This window comes from Neobacillus mesonae (genome assembly GCF_023715155.1).
Taxonomy (GTDB): Bacteria; Bacillota; Bacilli; order Bacillales; family Cytobacillaceae; genus Neobacillus; species Neobacillus mesonae_A.
Map to the genome: position 1 here is coordinate 64434 of NZ_JAMBNQ010000002.1, position 17310 is coordinate 81743.

Genomic DNA, 17310 nt, shown 5'->3' on the forward strand with positions numbered 1-17310 from the left:
AGGCCGGCTCCAACGCTTTTAGCGTGGAGCCGGCCTAATATTTTTGGAAGCACGGAGTTTCCTTACTCTAGTATGGTTACTTTTACATGCTTGACGCCGTATTTGACAGCATCTTTTTCAGATGGGATAAAAATATCAATACGGTTTCCTTTGATTGCGCTGCCGGTGTCAGCAGCAACGGCGTTTCCGAAGCCCTCTACATATACTTTACTGCCAAGCGGTATGACAGATGGGTCAACGGCTATCACCTTTTTATCTGGATTTGCCTTTAAATCTACTCCAGTGGCAGTAGTGCCGGAGCAGCCTTGACAAGAAGCCGTATAGGCTGTGGCTCTAACTGTAATGACCTTTTTGTCAGATGTTTCTTTTGCCTTTTCCTTTTTTACAGGTGCAGGTTTCTTTTGCTTATCTGCATTATCCTGTTTAGGTATTTTACTATTTTTATAGATTACAAGGTCTAATCCGGGATAAATGAGATTTTTTGTAAGCAGTTCATTCCATTCCAATAGCTGCGAAACTGATACTTTGTGTTCTAAAGCAATGCTCTTTAATGTATCATCTTGTTTTACAATATAATGTTTTTCTTGCGCTATGGTCAGTTTATCACCTGGATGAATAAGATCTGTTGCAAGATGATTGACCTTTTGAATGGCTTCAACGGATGTATGATTTTCATTGGATAAATCCCAAAGTGTGTCTCCTGTTTTTACTGTTATAGTCGCAGCTTGTACATTAGCACTTACAGTTACTGAGAGTACAGCTGCTGCTAGTAAGATTTTTATTTTGTTAAGCATATCTATTACCCTCCATGTTCTTTGGATGCTAATTTTTCCTAATGGTAACATGGAAATTTTTCATACAAAGAACAAGGAGATGTTAAAAAAGTAACAGATATGGCAGCTATATTGCAATAACATTTCCAAGCTAATTGAATTATTTGAAAATGATATTCACTTAAATTATTTTAATAGCTATAATTCCTTTATACTGCCTTTTAGCGCTTAATGCCTAATTATTACATAGATGTTACAAAGGACAGCTGGGTCATCATTACTATTCCAATATTTGGTCCTAATACCATAAGCTTTTGCCTGCCTTTTAGCTGAATAGGGATTGACGAATCAGAATGCATCCCTATGCTGTCTTAATTTATTATGGTTACCTTAAGATTTTTCACGCCGAACTTCATAGCATCTTTTTCAGAAGGGATGAAAACATCAATACGGTTTCCTTTGATGGCGCCGCCGGTATCTCCAGCAATGGCTTCACCAACACCTTCTACATATACTTTACTGCCAAGCGGAATTACGTTTGGATCGACTGCAATGACTTTTTTATGCGGGTTTGCTCTAAGGTCAATACCTGTAGCCGTGGTGCCGGAGCATCCTTCACAGTATGCGGTATACGCTGTGGCTTTCACGTTAATTTCCTTTTTACTCGTATTACTGGTTGAAACAGCATTTGTATTCGCTGCCTTAACAGAAGCGTCCCTCTTTGGTGTTTCTTTATTCATTCCTTCAAATAGTACAAGATCTAGTCCAGGATGGATAAGGTCGCTGGTTAAATCATTCCAATCCTTAATTTGTGACACACGTACATGATGTTCCATCCCTATGTCCCATAAAGTGTCACCTTTTTTAACGGTATAATGTTTATCTTCTGAGACGGCCAGGACATCGCCTGGATGAATAAGGTCTGAAGTAAGTTGGTTTATCTTTTTAATATTTTCAACAGAAGTATTATTTTCACGTGAGAGATCCCAGAGTGTATCTCCTTTTTCTACTGTTATAGCTGCAGCTTGTACATTCGTACTAATCGTTACTGAGAGTACGGCAGCTGCTACGATAGTTTTTAATTTGTTTAGCATTCTATTACCCTCCATAATCTTTGGTTGCTGATTTTCCCTTATCGTAACATTGATTTTTCTGAGACAAAGAACAAAGAGATGATAAATCGGTAACATAAATGGCAGTAATATTGCATTATCATTTCTGAATTGATTGAGAAATCTAAAAAAATAGCAGCCTTTACTAGAATTCAAAGATGAATTTAGTTGAAGGTTGCTGAAAATTTTGATAAGATAGAAGCAACTTAAAAGACCATGTGTAACTGGCGAGACACGGAGTACCGTGAGGGAGCACATGGAATCGGATTTGCCGTTCGCCTGGGCAGAGGTAAGGGATTTACCCCCTTACCTCTTTGTGCTTTTAAGGGGAGTTTGGTCGAAAAATCTATGAACTTAAAAAAGAGGGAGAGATCAACATGAGCACCGTTACATTAGATAGAGTAAAAACGATTAAAACATTAAACAGCATTGCAGAAAGTGGATTGAATGTTTTTAATCATGACAAGTATACAATTGATGATAAAAGTGAAAATCCTGATGCGATTGTTGTCCGCAGCTTTAATATGCATTCCATGGAATTTGGAAGCAATTTACTTGGAATTGCCCGTGCCGGTGCAGGGGTTAATAATATCCCGGTTGAAAAGTGCACTGAACAGGGCATCGTTGTATTTAACACACCCGGTGCCAATGCAAATGCCGTAAAAGAACTTGTGTTGACTACCTTAATGGCTTCATCCCGCAACCTATTTGATGGTATCTCATGGACAAAGACTCTTGCCGGAGAAGGGGACCAGGTTCCTAAGCTTGTCGAGGCAGGCAAGAAGAAGTTTGTTGGAAAAGAAATTAAAGGGAAAACACTCGGCGTCATCGGCCTTGGTTCTGTTGGTAATCTAGTAGCAAATGATGCCCTTGATTTAGATATGGATGTTATTGGATTTGACCCATTTATTTCAGTTGATACGGCTTGGAAGCTATCCCGTAATGTTCAGCGTGCTATGACAATAGAACAGGTATATGCTGAATCGGATTATATTACAGTACACGTTCCATTAACAGATGACACCAGAGGAATGTTTAACAAAGAAACATTCAATATGATGAAGCCAGGGGTTCATATTTTGAACTTCTCACGCGGTGAACTTGTAAATGAAGCAGATATGGCTGAGGCGATTGCAAGCGGCAAGGTTGGCAAATACATTACTGACTTCCCAAATGAAAATGTCCTTCAAATGGAGAATGTTGTATGCATTCCGCATCTTGGAGCTTCAACAGAAGAATCGGAAGAGAACTGTGCCATTATGGCAGCAAGACAAGTGAAGGAACTTTTGGAAACAGGGAATGTTAAAAACTCTGTTAACTTCCCGAACGCTAATCTTCCTTATACAGGAAAAGTACGTGTGACTGTTTTCCACCAAAACATTCCACACATGGTTGGAAAAATTACATCCATTATTTCAAACTATCATTTGAATATTGCTGACATGGTGAACAGAAGCCGCGGAAATTACGCTTATACCATCATTGATATTGATAATGAAGTAAACGGTGATGTGATTCCAGGATTAGGCGAACTGCTTGATAACATTGATGGCGTTATTAGAGCGCGTATTATAAAATAATAAGATATTGTGGATATTAGTCAGCCCAATCCTCCTCTATATTGTGGAGCATTGGGCTGACTTTTTTTGTTCAGATGAAAAATGATATGGATTTGTTAATCCTGTAATAATAGGGAGATGCATTTTTCAGTGAATTTTAATTTTTTCGATAAAATATGACAAGTTCTTTCAAATCCTTATGTTACCGTAGTGATAACTATATAAACGGAGAGGGTAATATGAGGAAACTATCTGTTGTCTTTATTGTTTTGTTCGGTTTGTTTTTCACATCTGCCAGCCAATCGGAGGCTTTCGGCAGCGGGGGACAGTTGATTATTATTAATAAAAAGACTAACACTCTTGCATTCTATGATAACGGCAAATTGGTACGGAAATTTAATGTCGCTACCGGCCGTACAAGGAGTTTAACACCTGAGGGGACATTTATGATTGTAAATAAGATTGTGAATCGTCCCTATTATAAAAAGAAGATACCTGGCGGAGACCCGCGTAATCCATTAGGAAACCGATGGCTGGGAATTAATGCAAGGGGTACATATGGTACAACTTATGCCATTCATGGTAATAGCAATGAAAATTCCATCGGCCGCTATGTGAGTTCAGGATGTGTGCGGATGCATAATGCCGAGGTACGCTGGCTGTTTAGCAGGGTAAATAATCATACCCCAGTGATTATTACTTATTCAAGCAGCAGTTTTGATTCTATTGCGAGAGCACATATGGATGGATGGCAGGTATTCAGCGGGAAAAAGTACTATTATGCAAATGGTAAAGCCCAAACCGGCTGGCAGACTATTAATGGGAAAAAGTACTACTTTAACGAAAAAGGAGTGATGCAGACGGGATGGGTAACCAGCGGTAAAAATAAATATTTCCTAGACCAAAATGGTGTGATGCAGACTGGCTGGAATCAAGTGGGCGGGGAAAAATACTATTTTGATGAACCCGGTGCAGCAAAGACAGGCTGGCTGACGGATGCCGGCAAACGATATTATTTTGCAAAAGACGGTGTACTTATGACAGGCTGGATTGAGAATAACGGGCAAAAATATTATTTTGATAAAGATGGTACAATGCGGACGGGCTGGGTAGAGGACGCTGATAAATGGTATTATTTCGACCACTACGGAATGATGAAAACGGGATGGGTGAACTCTGAAGGAAAATGGTACTATTTGAATAACAGCGGTTTTATCGAGAATGCCTGGTTTGGCGAGGAAAGCAGCCCAGTGATAGCATCAGCTGCCGATTCAAATCAAAATGAATGGTTCACTATATCTGGTGAAAGGTACTATTTTAAAAGCAATCCTTCAACAGTTGCCAGCTTGTTAAAATATGAGAATACCTGGTATTACCTTTATGTGAGTGCAGATATGGCTGCCGCTTCCTCTCAAGACCAGCCAAATATGGAAACTGTTGCAACAGCTGCCGCTGAAGAATGATATGGTGAAACTTCATTTATTGGGAGTTTACAGATCCCCCTTTTATCGTTTTACTGCTCTATAATACAGGATTAATGGGAAGGACGCCCTATGTTTACGGGGCGTCTTTTTGCCTGCCTGCAATTAAAAAAATTACAAATTAATTACCAAATTGTGACAAATTGCCCTGACTTAGCATGTTATGTTAAAGATAACAACTAATTGGGGAGATCATCATGAAGAAAATCTCAGTTATTTTTGTTCTGATGCTGTCATTGTTTATGTATTCAGGTCCATCAGAGGCTGCCGGTAGTTCCCAGCTGATTATTATTAACAAACGCACCAATACTCTTGCTTTTTATGATAGCGGGAAATTAGTGAGGACCTTTAAGGTTGCAACGGGAAGAACGCGGTCATTGACACCTGAGGGGAAGTTTCAAATCGTCAATAAGATTGTCAACCGGCCTTATTATAAGCACAATATACCGGGCGGGGACCCTCGAAATCCATTAGGAAACCGCTGGCTCGGGCTGGAAGCTAGAGGTACGTATGGTACGACATATGGCATTCATGGCAATAATAATGAAAGCTCTATCGGCAAGTATGTCAGTTCAGGCTGTGTGCGGATGCATAATGTAGAAGTACGGTGGCTGTTCAGCAGGGTTAATAACTATACCCCAGTGATTATTACCTACTCCGGCAGCAGCTTTGACGCTATCGCAGCAGCAAATGGGTATAATGTAACAGTACCTGTGAGCGGAGGCGGTGAAAGTGCCCCAATTGAACTACAAAATGGCTGGGTTCAGTCAAACGGGCATAAATATTATTATGAAAATGGCAAGCCGCAGACAGGATGGCAGACAATTAACGATAAAAAATATTACTTCAATTCATCAGGTAAACTGCGTACGGGCTGGCTAAACTATGGCGGGGAGAAATACTATCTTAATAGCAATGGCATGATGGAGACGGGCTGGCTGAAGTATGACGGAAAGAAATACTATCTCAATAGCAATGGTGTGATGGAAACTGGATGGTCTGCAATTGGGGGTAAGAGATATTTCTTTAATTCATCAGGTGTGATGCAAACCGGCTGGCTGGAGACTGGCGGGAAGAAGTATTACCTCGATTCTTCCGGTGCTGTAAAAAAGGGATGGTTTGAATCAGACGGGAAAAGGTACTATTTAAACTCAGTTGGCACAGTCCAAACCAACTGGTTTGAGGTTGAGGGGAAAAAGTATTATTTCGATCAACACGGTGTGATGCAAAAGGGCTGGATAGAAAGTGACGGAAAAAGATACTATTTAGATTCTTCCGGTGTACTGCAAACCGGATGGCTTCTGGAAGAGGGGGCCAGGTATTACCTTGATGAAACCGGCGCCATGACAACCGGCTGGGTGGAGGATAATGGCAATAGGTATTATTTTGACCAAACCGGCATCATGAAGACAGGGTGGGTGGATGTCGGCAGCAATTGGTATTACTTGGGGGAAAACGGCAGGGCAGAGACCGGCTGGGTTAATGATCAAGGATATTGGTACTATCTGAATAATGATGGCGCTCTTGATATTCCATGGTCAGCAATTATCATGAAAAATAACCAGCAGCAGGGATTTAAGGATAACTGGCTGAATATAGCTGGTGGATGGTATTATTTTAATAACCTTGGAACGACTGTTGCGAACTGGATTCATTTTAAGGACCATAGATATTACCTTCAAGTAAATAAGGAAATGGCAACTATCGCCAATAGTTATGAGTGAATAAAAGAAACCTGGAACTCTAAGTTTCAGGTTTTTATTTTTTGAAATCCGTCCGTTTACTAAAATGTTTACGCGTTTACTTATTTGTAGACGTGTTTACGATTTGTATACTTTATGTTTACAATATCGTTTACATGTAAACAAACACGTGCACATGGCGGTAAATCAGCATGTATACACATTTGTATTTGTTGTTTACAAATATGTTTATTTGTATGCGAAAGTGTACGGGATTGTTTACATTTTACAGTTATAGTGTTTTTTCATATTTAGATTGATGAATCTAGTAATCTTTTGAAATCAGACTTTTGCAGTGAAAATGAATAAAAGGAACCTTGAATTGGACTGATTGCTCATTCTATGGATGCTAGTGTTTGTCGGAGAGTTGCAGCATCAATCACTCCATTTTGAAATTAAAAAGGCGCTAAAAGCTCTTTAGATTTCCTAAGGACAAGCCTTTATTATTTAAATTCTTTCCTATTGAGCGGAAGGCTGACTACACTGCCGCACTGGAAAATGTAAAAGATCTTATATTATCAGAGTCCTTCAAAATAATTCAGGTCACAGCTTTCTGTACCGCCGCAAATAGAAAAGAATCTAACGTTTGAATTCGAAACTGGTGAGATACTTAAGAGTGATAAACAGTCAAGGAGTATATCCACTGAAAAAGATGATTTAAGTTTTATCCGCTATTTTTCTGTTTCAAATGAATTTTTTTAGGGAAATAGTAATCTATCTCTTGGATAGGAATCTCGAATTATTTTTGAAATCATCACTATTCAATTTAAATGTAACTATTTTGATGAAGTACATAGTTTTTGAATTTCTAGCTGGCCCCTGGATTGAATAAAATAGGATATCCATTTTGGATGAAAGGGTGTACCAGTTAACCACTGAAATCATTCCCTTATCTGCTGAATCAATGACTTTGCTGATCGAAAAGCTGCTGTGTATTTTTCATCAAAACAAACCGTTTACTAAAAAGAGGATTCCTTGTTAAGATATGTTTTCTTTTTAGATGCTTGATAAAGCAAAAACCAAAGCATAATCAAATAAAGGTTATTGCAATCAATTTAGTGTGGCGCTGTCTGCTGACATACGTGTTTATTTTTTAACCTTTAAGAGAAACATAAGGCAATCCGCCATCACAAAAGTATTTTTACATATTGCCTATACATATTACCCATAAGAAAATATCATGATTTCTTTATATAAAGAGGTACGGGAATGTTAAGAAATCAATATTGCTGGAATTAGTCGGTCAAGTGTACGGAAATAGCAGGGGATACAAGTATACGTAATTGTTTTCATGTTTACAATTTGTATACTTTGCGTTTACAATTATGTTTTCATGTAAACAAACTCGTATACATGTTGTTGTACTTTAATGTATACAAAATTGTCATGGAAGTGTACAAATCAGTTTACATGTACACGAAAGTTTACGGAATTGTTTACATCTTTACACTTATATTATTTTTTCTTATAAAGATTGAAGAATCTAGCAATCTTTTATAATCTTAATATAGGCTATCAATTAAGTAGAAAGGATGAAATTTATGAATAAATCAAGATTAGCGGCTGTTGACGTTGGTAATGACTCTATTAAGGCCATTTTTGGAGAATTAGACTACGAATTAAATATACCTAACATTATTGCGAGAGATACAGAGGACCGGCCAATTATCGGGATTGAAGAGCTGGATAGCAAAAATCCGCTGGACGGAATACATATTAGAGTTCACTCCCCTGCTTTAAAAGAGAATAGCGTTATTTATCGTGTGGGAAATCTGGCTGCGAAAAGTGATAATGCGGCTGAGTTAGATCCAGGCAGCAGTAAGTCTGAGGAAGATCAAACATTAATTATGCTGTTTGCAACATTGGCGTTGGATGCGGTAAGACAAGACTTTCCAAAAAACAAAAATATAATTGATGCCAATTATACCCTCGGTACCGGGCTTCCTCTTCGTGAAGTAAAAGAAGGAAGAGATGCGGGATACCGTTCAAGATTACTGGGCTCTGTTCATCAGGTGGAATTTCTTGTAACACCTAAGTACCAGGGATTAAAAGTAAATATTAAATTTAATGAAGTGAAGGTCTACCCAGAGGGATTTGCTGCCTTCATTAACCTTGTCATGGATAATAATTTAAAAATCATTAACAAGGATTTAATCGATAAGCGTATCTTAATCCAAGATATTGGCGGACTTTCTACAGATATTGCTGTTATTAAAAACCGTAATGTTGATGATGACAAGGCTCAAGGCTTCAACCTTGGCGTTTCTGAATCATTAGAGGCCATTCGTGAAGAAATTAGGAAAAAGCATGGAGTTGAGCTCGACAGCCGCCGTGATGTGGTGGAGATTATTACCCGCAAAAATAACCGCAACCATATTATGGTCCACGGAAGCCGGACAAGCGTTCATGATATTACGGACCGTATTTTGATGGAATTAGCTAAAAAGGAATACCGTTTGTTACGCAATGTCTGGGCAAAAAATTCGCAGACAGAAATCTGCTATTTTGTCGGCGGCGGTTCACATGTATTAAAGGACTATATTAAAACAATCAATAACAATTTAGATGGCTTCAATATTGAATTTTTCGAAGATGATAAGGAAAGCATCTGGATGATGGCTAATGCTTATTATAAGCTCATTACTGACTTTGTTAGAAGGACGGAAAAGGAAAAGCCCGCAGAAGTTAAAGCACCAGTAAAAAGCTGATTTAGGGTGATTATATGAAAAAGGCTGGCACAAATGAAATAAAAAGAGGCCAGGCACTATCATTTCGGCTGCCATCTGATACGCCGGAACATCTTTTAAAAGAGCTTCAAAGGTTGAAGGAGACGGAAAAAAGGAACTTTTCCAGTAAAATTGCAGAGTTTGTCTTGCAGGGAGTTGGTAATTCTTATTCCAGGGAAAAGGAGACCGTCACCATCCCTCTTCCGAAGTCTTTAACAAAGATACAACGGGATTGGCTGAAGCATGAGCATTCAGAAGCTTTGCTGGGAAGTATTGTCTATCAGCTGATTGCTGACCCCATTCGTTCGACTTCATTGCTGGCATCATTAAATAGTAAGTCACTTGACCTTGATGAAGCCCTATACCTTCAGGAGGACGTGCTGGCGGATCACACGGCTGCTGCTGTCATCGACGAAGAAGAAGGTTTGCCGGATGAAACAGCTGTGAAAGCAAATGTGGAGGATGAACTGGACGCGTTTGATTGGACGCAGATGAAACAAGTGGACGAGCCGATTGCCGAGGAAGATGACGAGGACGAAGATGACCTGCTTGGCGGCTTTTTGTCAAGTATGAATAAATAAGTTAAAAAAGTAAGCCGCGATAGTTATGCGCGGCTTACTTTTTTAATGTCTTTTATTAGGTAATACTTTGCTTGGGCCATCTTCGCCGTTCTTCTCTCTGTTTTTTCGATCCTTTTCCTGTCTTTCGTGCAATTTTTCTACGAATTCATGTGTACTGCTTTGATCCATTTTAACATAACCTCCTTTAGCATTTATTAGTGTTACCATCAGGCGGCGGTTCATGTAATCTTTCGGCTGTTTTTACAATAAATCTGTGACTTTGTGGAAAATATCTTCAGGACTGACCGGTTTATCTTCAGTAGAAATGAAAAAAGCCCCTTTTTAGGGGGCTTCTGAGGAGGTTTATAATTAAATTAAACCTTGGGCAATCATGGTATCGGCTACTTTTAAGAAACCAGCGATATTAGCTCCAACAACTAGGTTGCCAGGGTAGCCGAATTCTTCAGCAGCTTTTACACTGTTACGATAAATGTTCACCATGATGTCATGAAGTTTGCTGTCAACTTCTTCAAAAGACCAAGAAAGTCTTGCACTGTTTTGTGCCATTTCAAGAGCAGATACGGCAACACCGCCGGCATTTGCAGCTTTAGCAGGACCAAATAGTACTTCTTTATTTAAGAATACATTGATTGCTTCAAGAGTAGATGGCATGTTAGCACCTTCACCAACAGCTTTCACTCCGTTTGAAACCAAGATTTTTGCAGATGTTTCATCAATTTCATTTTGAGTTGCACAAGGAAGGGCGATATCACATGGGATAGACCAAATGTTAGAGCAGCCTTCGAAATATTGTGCTTGTGGATGGAAATTGACATATTCAGAAATTCTTTTACGGTCAACTTCTTTAAGTTGTTTAACGGTTTCGACGTTAATGCCGTTTTCATCATAGATATATCCGTTAGAATCACTGCATGCAACGACTTTAGCGCCAAGCTGCTGTGCTTTTTCAATAGCGTAGATTGCTACGTTGCCTGAACCAGAAACAACAACAGTGCTGTCTTCGAAGCTAAGGCCTTTATCCTTTAACATTTCTTCTACGAAATAAACCGCACCATAACCAGTAGCTTCTGTTCTTGCTAAGCTTCCGCCGTAAGAAAGTCCTTTACCAGTAAGAACACCTGGTTCATTATTGCCGCGCAGCTTCTTGTACATTCCAAATAGGTAGCCGATTTCTCTGCCTCCTACACCGATATCCCCTGCAGGAACGTCTACATCTGGTCCGATATGACGGTAAAGCTCTTGCATGAAGGCTTGGCAGAAACGCATGATTTCGCCGTCTGATTTTCCTTTAGGATCGAAATCAGAACCGCCTTTACCACCGCCGATTGGCTGTCCTGTTAAAGAGTTTTTAAAGATTTGTTCAAATCCTAAAAACTTAATAATGCTGGCATTTACAGATGGGTGGAAACGAAGGCCGCCTTTATATGGTCCGATCGCACTGTTGTATTGAACGCGGAATCCTCGGTTAACCTGTACTTTTCCATTATCATCAACCCATGGAACGCGGAATGAAATAACTCTTTCAGGTTCAACGATTCTTTCTAAAATGCCTTCTTTCATATATTTTGGATGCTTTTCAAAAACAGGAACAAGTGAGTCAAAAATTTCCTCAACAGCCTGATGAAATTCACTTTCGGAAGGGTTGCGGCGTTTTACTGTTTCAAATACCTCACTTACATATTCTCTTGCTGCAACTGCTCCTGAATTCTTTACGTCTTCGATTGTTTGCATAGGAATCAACCCCTTTTAAAATGATATTATTGTCAAATATATTTTGAAAATTCCTTTTAATTAATCACAAAATTATTTTATAATGTATAATTAATCTAAGCAATATGAATTATAGATAGGTTTAATGCCAAAATGAGATGAATGGCATTTTGGTTCATTTATATAGAAAGGAGAGTGGATTTAGTGGAGTTAAGGCAGATCCAATATTTTATTGAAGTAGCTAGAAGAGAACATGTGACAGAGGCTGCCCATTCCCTGCATGTAGCTCAGTCAGCAGTCAGCAGGCAGATTTTTAACTTGGAAGAAGAACTTGGGGCCAATTTATTTATCCGTGAAGGCAGAAATGTGAAACTTACGCCGATTGGAGAAATGTTTTTGGCACAGATGGAAAAGGCGGTTAATCTAATTGATGATGCTGTAAGGGAAATAGAGGAACAGCTTGATCCTGAAAAAGGGACAATCCGCGTTGGATTCCCAAGCAGTCTTGCTGCCTATACACTTCCAACTGCCATCTCTGCTTTCCGCGAGCTCCATCCTGAAGTAAAATTTAAGTTAAACCAGAGTTCATATGCAAACTTAATTGAAGGTGTTAGAAAAGGCGATTTCAATTTAGCGCTTCTTGGCCCGGTGCCAAAAAGGGAAAAGAAGATCCGGGGACGAACCTTGTTTACGGAAAAAATTGTCGGCCTTCTGCCGCAGAATCACCCTCTTGCCCATAATCGTGTTATAAATTTATCTGATTTACGTGAAGATTCCTTTGTCCTGTTTCCTCAAGGATTTATTTTACGGGAAATTATTGTGGATGCCTGTGCACAGCTGGGGTTTGAGCCGCAGGTAGCCTTCGAGGGGGAAGATATTGATGCCATTAAAGGTTTGGTGTCCGCAGGTCTCGGCGTAACACTTATTCCCGAGATTACACTAATTGATGGACTCCCTCGTTCAACCGTTAAAATCCCCGTTACAGAACCTGAAGTCAGCCGTACGGTCGGCGTTATTATTCCTACAGAACGGGAACTGCTGCCGACGGAAAAACTTTTCTTTGAGTTTTTAGGGGAATTCTTCAGCATGTTGGACCGTTATAAGAATTAGAATAAAGGATTTAAACACTCCCGCCATACATATGTATTAAAGAGGGGAATCTTTTATACAGCTTAAAGCTGTTGATTCTGGCTTTAAGACCTCATGTAAGGGGGGATTTTCTATGTGGCTGACCATTCTTATCATTTTCTTAGTTGTTCTGGCAGCTGGTTTGCTAGCCTTTTTTCTATGGCTTCGGAATTTGGCCAAAAAGCCGCAGCATTCCATTATACGGTCCTATCCTTATTTTGGCTGGGTACGTTATGTATTTGAAATGATGGGGCCGAAGCTGAGGCAATATTGGTTTGATGATGACAATAGTGCCAAGCCGTTTTCGCGTACAGACTACTTGGGGATTGTTTTTTCAGCCAAATATCGTACGGACTTAATCAGCTTTGGCTCAAAACGTAATTTTGATTCAGCAGGTTATTATATTGCAAACGGATTATTTCCATTGTTAAAAGAAGAATTATACGTGGATAATCGGGAAAAGGTCAAATCAAGGAAATACCTTATTGACCATGAGGGCCTTTTTTTTCGCCGGGAGCATTTGGCAGAAGATGAGATTCCACGGTGGCTTTTTGCTGATGAAGATATGATTATTGTCGGTCCGGATCGTAATCAGCCGTGGCAGCTTTTCGGGCCGTTTGGGGCTTCTGCAACTTCTTATGGTTCTGTCGGGGAAAATTATATTTTATCAACTGGATACGGCTGTCAAATGGCAGGCGGTTCTTGGCTGAATACGGGTGAAGGCGGCATTGCTCCGGAACATTTAGAGAGCGGTGCTGATGTTGTCGCCCAGATTGGACCCGGTCTGTTTGGGTTTCGTGATCTTGACGGGGAGTTTTCCTTTGAGGAGTTTAAGCAGATTGCCGGTCATTCTGTGGTAAAGGCATTTGAATTGAAGTTCGGCCAAGGGGCGAAGATCCAGGGCGGGCATTTAGAAGGAGCAAAAGTGACAGAAAAGGTAGCTCGGATTCGGAAGGTGACCGAGGGTCAGACCATTATTTCGCCAAACCGGTTTTCTTTTTTACGAAATCCTTCTGAGGCACTTCAATTTATTAAACGTCTACAGGATGAGGGCGGCAAGCCGGTTGGAGTGAAAATTGTTGTGGGCAGCCATTTTCATTTGGATGAATTTTTTCAGACGATGAAAAGGCTGGATATTTACCCTGACTTTATTACTGTGGACGGCGGAGAAGGGGGCTCGGGGGCAACATATAAAGCAATGGCGGATACAATGGGCCTCCCCCTTTATCCTGCATTGATTGCAGTTGTGGATAAAGCGCATTTCTATGGAGTGCGTGATAAGCTGAAGATTTTTGCATCAGGGAAATTGGTTTCTGCGGATAAGATTGCGATTGCCATGGCGATTGGCGCCGATGCAGTCAACTCTGCCCGCGGCTTTATGATTGCCAATGGCTGTATTATGGCTTTGCAGTGTCATACAGGGAAATGCCCTGCCGGGGTGACCACAACAGATCCTAAGCAGCAGGAGGCATTGGTTCCCGGAGAAAAGAAATGGCGTGTGATGAACTATATCATCAGCGTCCGTCAAGGGCTGTATGCATTGGCAGCAGCATGCGGATTGGAGTCTCCTAAAAGGTTTACCAGGGAACATATTGTTTTTAAGGGGGTTGATGGCCAGGTACACAGGCTTTCAGAGCTGTTTCCTCTGCCGGAAGTTGATGGTAAGATGGAATGAGACTTTTGTAGGATAGGTGGAGTGAATAGTGCTGCCTGACAATATTGTTTTAGAAAATGGAAGACTAAACGAGCAGTTGATTGCAGGAAAAGATATTTTATATAAAGGCAATAACGGTCGGTTAGTTGAGAGAATCTACCTATTTGATGGGAAGTCGTACATCTTTAAGCCGTTAACGAATAATGCGCAATTGGGGAAGGAAATATGGGTCTATGAACAACTTCTTCCCTATTTTCCCGCGGTTTTCCCGAAGATGATTTCTTATCGAATAAGTGAAAATCCAGATTTAAGCTGGATGATTCTTGAGGATTTAGGCCCGCTTTCGCATGCATTTAGTAAAGATAGTACTTTAGCAGTTGTAAGGTTAGCCGCAGAATGGCACTCTCTTCCCTTGGAAAGGTTTGTTGGTGTGCCGCTAATTGGGATGAAGCCGCGGATAGAAGAAATGGCGGCGGAGGTACTTGCGAATAAAGATGAATTAGTACGGTATCCATTTTTGCAGCCGGTTTTAGCTGTACTGGATCAGTTTCAATTTTCACATGTTCAGGTGATTTCACATGGCGACCTCCATCAGGGAAACTTTGCATTGACCGCCAGGGGGTTAGTGGTGTTGGATTGGGAGCATGCCCATATAAATCTGCCTTATTGGGACTTGTATCATGCGCTGGATTTAGCACACCCTGATTTTCCTAGGGAAATAACGCCGAGTCTGCGTGAGGAAGCTTTGGATGCTTATCTTGCTCAAGCGGAGCGGGCGGAGGACCGGGGTTTATTTAAAAAGAAATATTACCAGTTTGCGGCCGTTTTTTCGATGTGGATGCTGCTCCTGATTGAACGCGATTTGAAGGCTGATGAGGTGAAGTGGACGAAGGTGAAGCTCAAAAGACAGCAAGTTGAGGTGCTTCAGGGGCTGGAGCAGCTGTGTGATGGGATTTTAAAAAGCTAACCTTTTAGGGTTAGCTTTTTTTAGTGGTTATGCTCTTTTTTCAAACAGTTTTACAATCTCAATAACAGTGTTGGCTGATTTTTCCATGTTTTGAACGGAAATAAATTCAAATTTTCCATGGAAATTCTCACCGCCAGTGAAGATATTTGGTGTTGGCAGCCCCATAAAAGAAAGCTGTGAGCCATCAGTGCCGCCGCGGATTGGCTGGATGATTGGCGTGATCCCAAGGCTTTCCATTGCCTCTTGTGCGATATCAACGATTTCCTTCACTGGTTTAATTTTTTCACCCATATTGTAATATTGATCTTTCAGTTCAAGCTGGATATTTTCTGCGCCATATTTTTCCTTTAACTCGTTCACGATGCTGGTCATCGTTTCTTTTCTTTTATTAAAAATGTCGCGGTCATGGTCGCGGATAATGTAATTTAGTTTGGTTTGCTCTACATCACCATTGAATGACAGCAAATGGTAGAAGCCTTCGTAGTTCTCAGTATGCTCTGGTGCCTCTTGTGGCGGCAGTTTGCTTTGCAGTTCCATCGCGATTTTCATCGAGTTCACCATTTTATCTTTGGCAGAGCCTGGGTGAATATTGTTTCCGTTGATGGTGATTTTTGCTGCTGCCGCATTAAAGCTTTCAAATTCCAGCTCTCCAAGCGGTCCGCCGTCAACCGTATAGGCGAACTTAGCATTGAACGCCGCAACGTCAAACTTATGCGGCCCTCTGCCGATTTCCTCATCCGGCGTGAACGCAACGCGGACCTTGCCATGCTTAATTTCTGGATGCTGATTAAGGTAGTTCATGGCAGTCATGATTTCCGTGACACCAGCTTTGTTGTCAGCGCCAAGCAATGTTGTACCGTCGGTGGTGATTAAGGTATGTCCGTTATAATTTTTAAGATTTGGAAAATCCTTTGGTGATAGGATAACATTTAATCCCTTGTTTAAGACTATGTCACCGCCATCGTAATTTTCATGAATTTGCGGGTTCACGTTTTTGCCTGTAAAGTCTGTTGCTGTGTCAACGTGAGCAAGGAAGCCGATGGTTGGCACGTCTTTTTCTGTATTGGAAGGCAATGTCGCCATGACGTAACCGTTATCATCAATTGTCACTTCTTCCATGCCGATTTCCTTTAACTCCTCAACCAGTTTGCGAAGGAGCGTCCACTGCCCCTCGGTTGACGGACAAGTCTCACTGCTTTCATCAGACTGCGTATCGATTTTTACATATGACGTAAATCGTTTAATCAACTCGTCTTTCAATGTGCTGCACTCCCTTACTTGAGTTATGTACATGATTATCATATCACTTTGGGGGAACGGTTACACATTTTGGGTGTGTGATTGTTTGCTTGTGTGTTGTTACTTGCGGAAAAAGCCAAAGTTAGTTGTGCCGGCAAAAATTACTTGCGGATAGCCGAGTGAAACTAGCGGATAAAGGAGCTTTACTTGCGGATAAGCCAAGATTACTTGCGCCGGTGAAAATTACTTGCGGATAGCCGCACGAAACTAGCGGATAAAGGAGCTTTACTAGCGGAAAAGCCGAAGTTAGTTGTGCCGGCAAAATTTACTTGCGGATAGCCGAGTGAAACTAGCGGATAAAGCAGCTTTACTAGCGGAAAAGCCGAAGTTAGTTGTGCTGGCAAAATTTACTTGCGGATAGCCGAGTGAAACAAGCGGATAAAGGAGCTTTACGTGCGGAAAAGCCAAGATAGTTGCGCCGGTGAAAATTACTTGCGGATAACAGCTCAAAACAAGCGGATAAAGGAGCTTTACTTGCGGAAAAGCCAAGATAGTTGCGCCGCCAAAATTTACTTGCGGATAGCGGCGCAAAACTAGTGGATAAAGCCACTTTACTTGCGGATAAGCAAAAGGCGCCG

Annotated in this window: 13 protein-coding genes and 1 riboswitch; of the genes, 8 read left to right on the forward strand and 5 right to left on the reverse strand. The window is 40.8% G+C overall.

The window, feature by feature from the left end:
• Positions 1 to 62: 62 nt before the first annotated feature.
• Positions 63 to 794, reverse strand: coding sequence for a LysM peptidoglycan-binding domain-containing protein (locus tag M3183_RS03160; protein WP_251466397.1), 732 nt, complete (start codon positions 792 to 794; stop codon positions 63 to 65).
• 350 nt (positions 795 to 1144) lie between these two features.
• On the reverse strand, positions 1145 to 1867 hold the full coding sequence (locus tag M3183_RS03165) for a LysM peptidoglycan-binding and 3D domain-containing protein (RefSeq protein WP_251466398.1): 723 nt from the start codon (positions 1865 to 1867) through the stop codon (positions 1145 to 1147).
• Positions 1868 to 2095: 228 nt separating this feature from the next.
• Positions 2096 to 2177: riboswitch (ZMP/ZTP riboswitch) on the forward strand.
• A gap of 85 nt (positions 2178 to 2262) precedes the next feature.
• Between M3183_RS03165 and M3183_RS03170 the strand changes: the two genes are divergently transcribed.
• From M3183_RS03170 to M3183_RS03190, 5 genes are all read left to right on the forward strand, one after another.
• On the forward strand, positions 2263 to 3465 hold the full coding sequence (locus M3183_RS03170) for a phosphoglycerate dehydrogenase (RefSeq protein ID WP_251466400.1): 1203 nt from the start codon (positions 2263 to 2265) through the stop codon (positions 3463 to 3465).
• Positions 3466 to 3683: 218 nt separating this feature from the next.
• Positions 3684 to 4907, forward strand: a complete 1224-nt coding sequence (locus M3183_RS03175; protein WP_251466402.1) for a L,D-transpeptidase family protein — start codon at positions 3684 to 3686, stop codon at positions 4905 to 4907.
• Between the two features lie 215 nt (positions 4908 to 5122).
• Entirely contained in the window at positions 5123 to 6649 is a 1527-nt protein-coding gene (locus tag M3183_RS03180; RefSeq protein ID WP_251466404.1) for a L,D-transpeptidase family protein, read from the forward strand.
• Positions 6650 to 8208: 1559 nt separating this feature from the next.
• Positions 8209 to 9375, forward strand: a complete 1167-nt coding sequence (locus M3183_RS03185; protein WP_251466406.1) for a ParM/StbA family protein — start codon at positions 8209 to 8211, stop codon at positions 9373 to 9375.
• A gap of 14 nt (positions 9376 to 9389) precedes the next feature.
• Entirely contained in the window at positions 9390 to 9974 is a 585-nt protein-coding gene (locus M3183_RS03190) for a hypothetical protein (protein WP_251466408.1), read from the forward strand.
• A gap of 42 nt (positions 9975 to 10016) precedes the next feature.
• Here M3183_RS03190 and M3183_RS03195 read toward each other — a convergent pair whose 3' ends face one another.
• Positions 10017 to 10142, reverse strand: coding sequence for a DUF4023 domain-containing protein (locus M3183_RS03195; RefSeq protein ID WP_251466410.1), 126 nt, complete (start codon positions 10140 to 10142; stop codon positions 10017 to 10019).
• Between the two features lie 180 nt (positions 10143 to 10322).
• The gene (gene gdhA, locus M3183_RS03200; RefSeq protein ID WP_251466412.1) at positions 10323 to 11705 is read right to left on the reverse strand and encodes an NADP-specific glutamate dehydrogenase; all 1383 of its coding nucleotides are present in this window, start codon (positions 11703 to 11705) and stop codon (positions 10323 to 10325) included.
• Between the two features lie 183 nt (positions 11706 to 11888).
• Here gdhA and M3183_RS03205 point away from each other — a divergent pair, with 183 nt between their 5' ends.
• The 3 genes from M3183_RS03205 (at position 11889) to M3183_RS03215 (ending at position 15433) form a co-directional block, all read left to right on the forward strand.
• Entirely contained in the window at positions 11889 to 12794 is a 906-nt protein-coding gene (locus M3183_RS03205; RefSeq protein WP_251466414.1) for a LysR substrate-binding domain-containing protein, read from the forward strand.
• Positions 12795 to 12906: 112 nt separating this feature from the next.
• The gene (locus tag M3183_RS03210; RefSeq protein WP_251466416.1) at positions 12907 to 14487 is read left to right on the forward strand and encodes an FMN-binding glutamate synthase family protein; all 1581 of its coding nucleotides are present in this window, start codon (positions 12907 to 12909) and stop codon (positions 14485 to 14487) included.
• Between the two features lie 28 nt (positions 14488 to 14515).
• Entirely contained in the window at positions 14516 to 15433 is a 918-nt protein-coding gene (locus M3183_RS03215; RefSeq protein WP_251466418.1) for an aminoglycoside phosphotransferase family protein, read from the forward strand.
• A 27-nt stretch (positions 15434 to 15460) separates the two neighbouring features.
• Here the strand turns inward: M3183_RS03215 and pepT are convergent, their stop codons facing one another.
• Positions 15461 to 16693 (reverse strand): peptidase T, encoded by a 1233-nt coding sequence (pepT, locus tag M3183_RS03220; protein WP_251466420.1) that lies wholly within the window; start codon positions 16691 to 16693, stop codon positions 15461 to 15463.
• Positions 16694 to 17310: the final 617 nt, after the last annotated feature.

Excerpts from the sequence above, each read along its gene's own strand:
- M3183_RS03160 (WP_251466397.1), bottom strand. The coding sequence starts at position 794 with ATGCTTAACAAAATAAAAATCTTACTAGCAGCAGCTGTACTCTCAGTA.
- M3183_RS03165 (WP_251466398.1), bottom strand. The coding sequence starts at position 1,867 with ATGCTAAACAAATTAAAAACTATCGTAGCAGCTGCCGTACTCTCAGTA.
- M3183_RS03170 (WP_251466400.1), top strand. The coding sequence starts at position 2,263 with ATGAGCACCGTTACATTAGATAGAGTAAAAACGATTAAAACATTAAAC.
- M3183_RS03175 (WP_251466402.1), top strand. The coding sequence starts at position 3,684 with ATGAGGAAACTATCTGTTGTCTTTATTGTTTTGTTCGGTTTGTTTTTC.
- M3183_RS03180 (WP_251466404.1), top strand. The coding sequence starts at position 5,123 with ATGAAGAAAATCTCAGTTATTTTTGTTCTGATGCTGTCATTGTTTATG.
- M3183_RS03185 (WP_251466406.1), top strand. The coding sequence starts at position 8,209 with ATGAATAAATCAAGATTAGCGGCTGTTGACGTTGGTAATGACTCTATT.
- M3183_RS03190 (WP_251466408.1), top strand. The coding sequence starts at position 9,390 with ATGAAAAAGGCTGGCACAAATGAAATAAAAAGAGGCCAGGCACTATCA.
- M3183_RS03195 (WP_251466410.1), bottom strand. The coding sequence starts at position 10,142 with ATGGATCAAAGCAGTACACATGAATTCGTAGAAAAATTGCACGAAAGA.
- gdhA (WP_251466412.1), bottom strand. The coding sequence starts at position 11,705 with ATGCAAACAATCGAAGACGTAAAGAATTCAGGAGCAGTTGCAGCAAGA.
- M3183_RS03210 (WP_251466416.1), top strand. The coding sequence starts at position 12,907 with ATGTGGCTGACCATTCTTATCATTTTCTTAGTTGTTCTGGCAGCTGGT.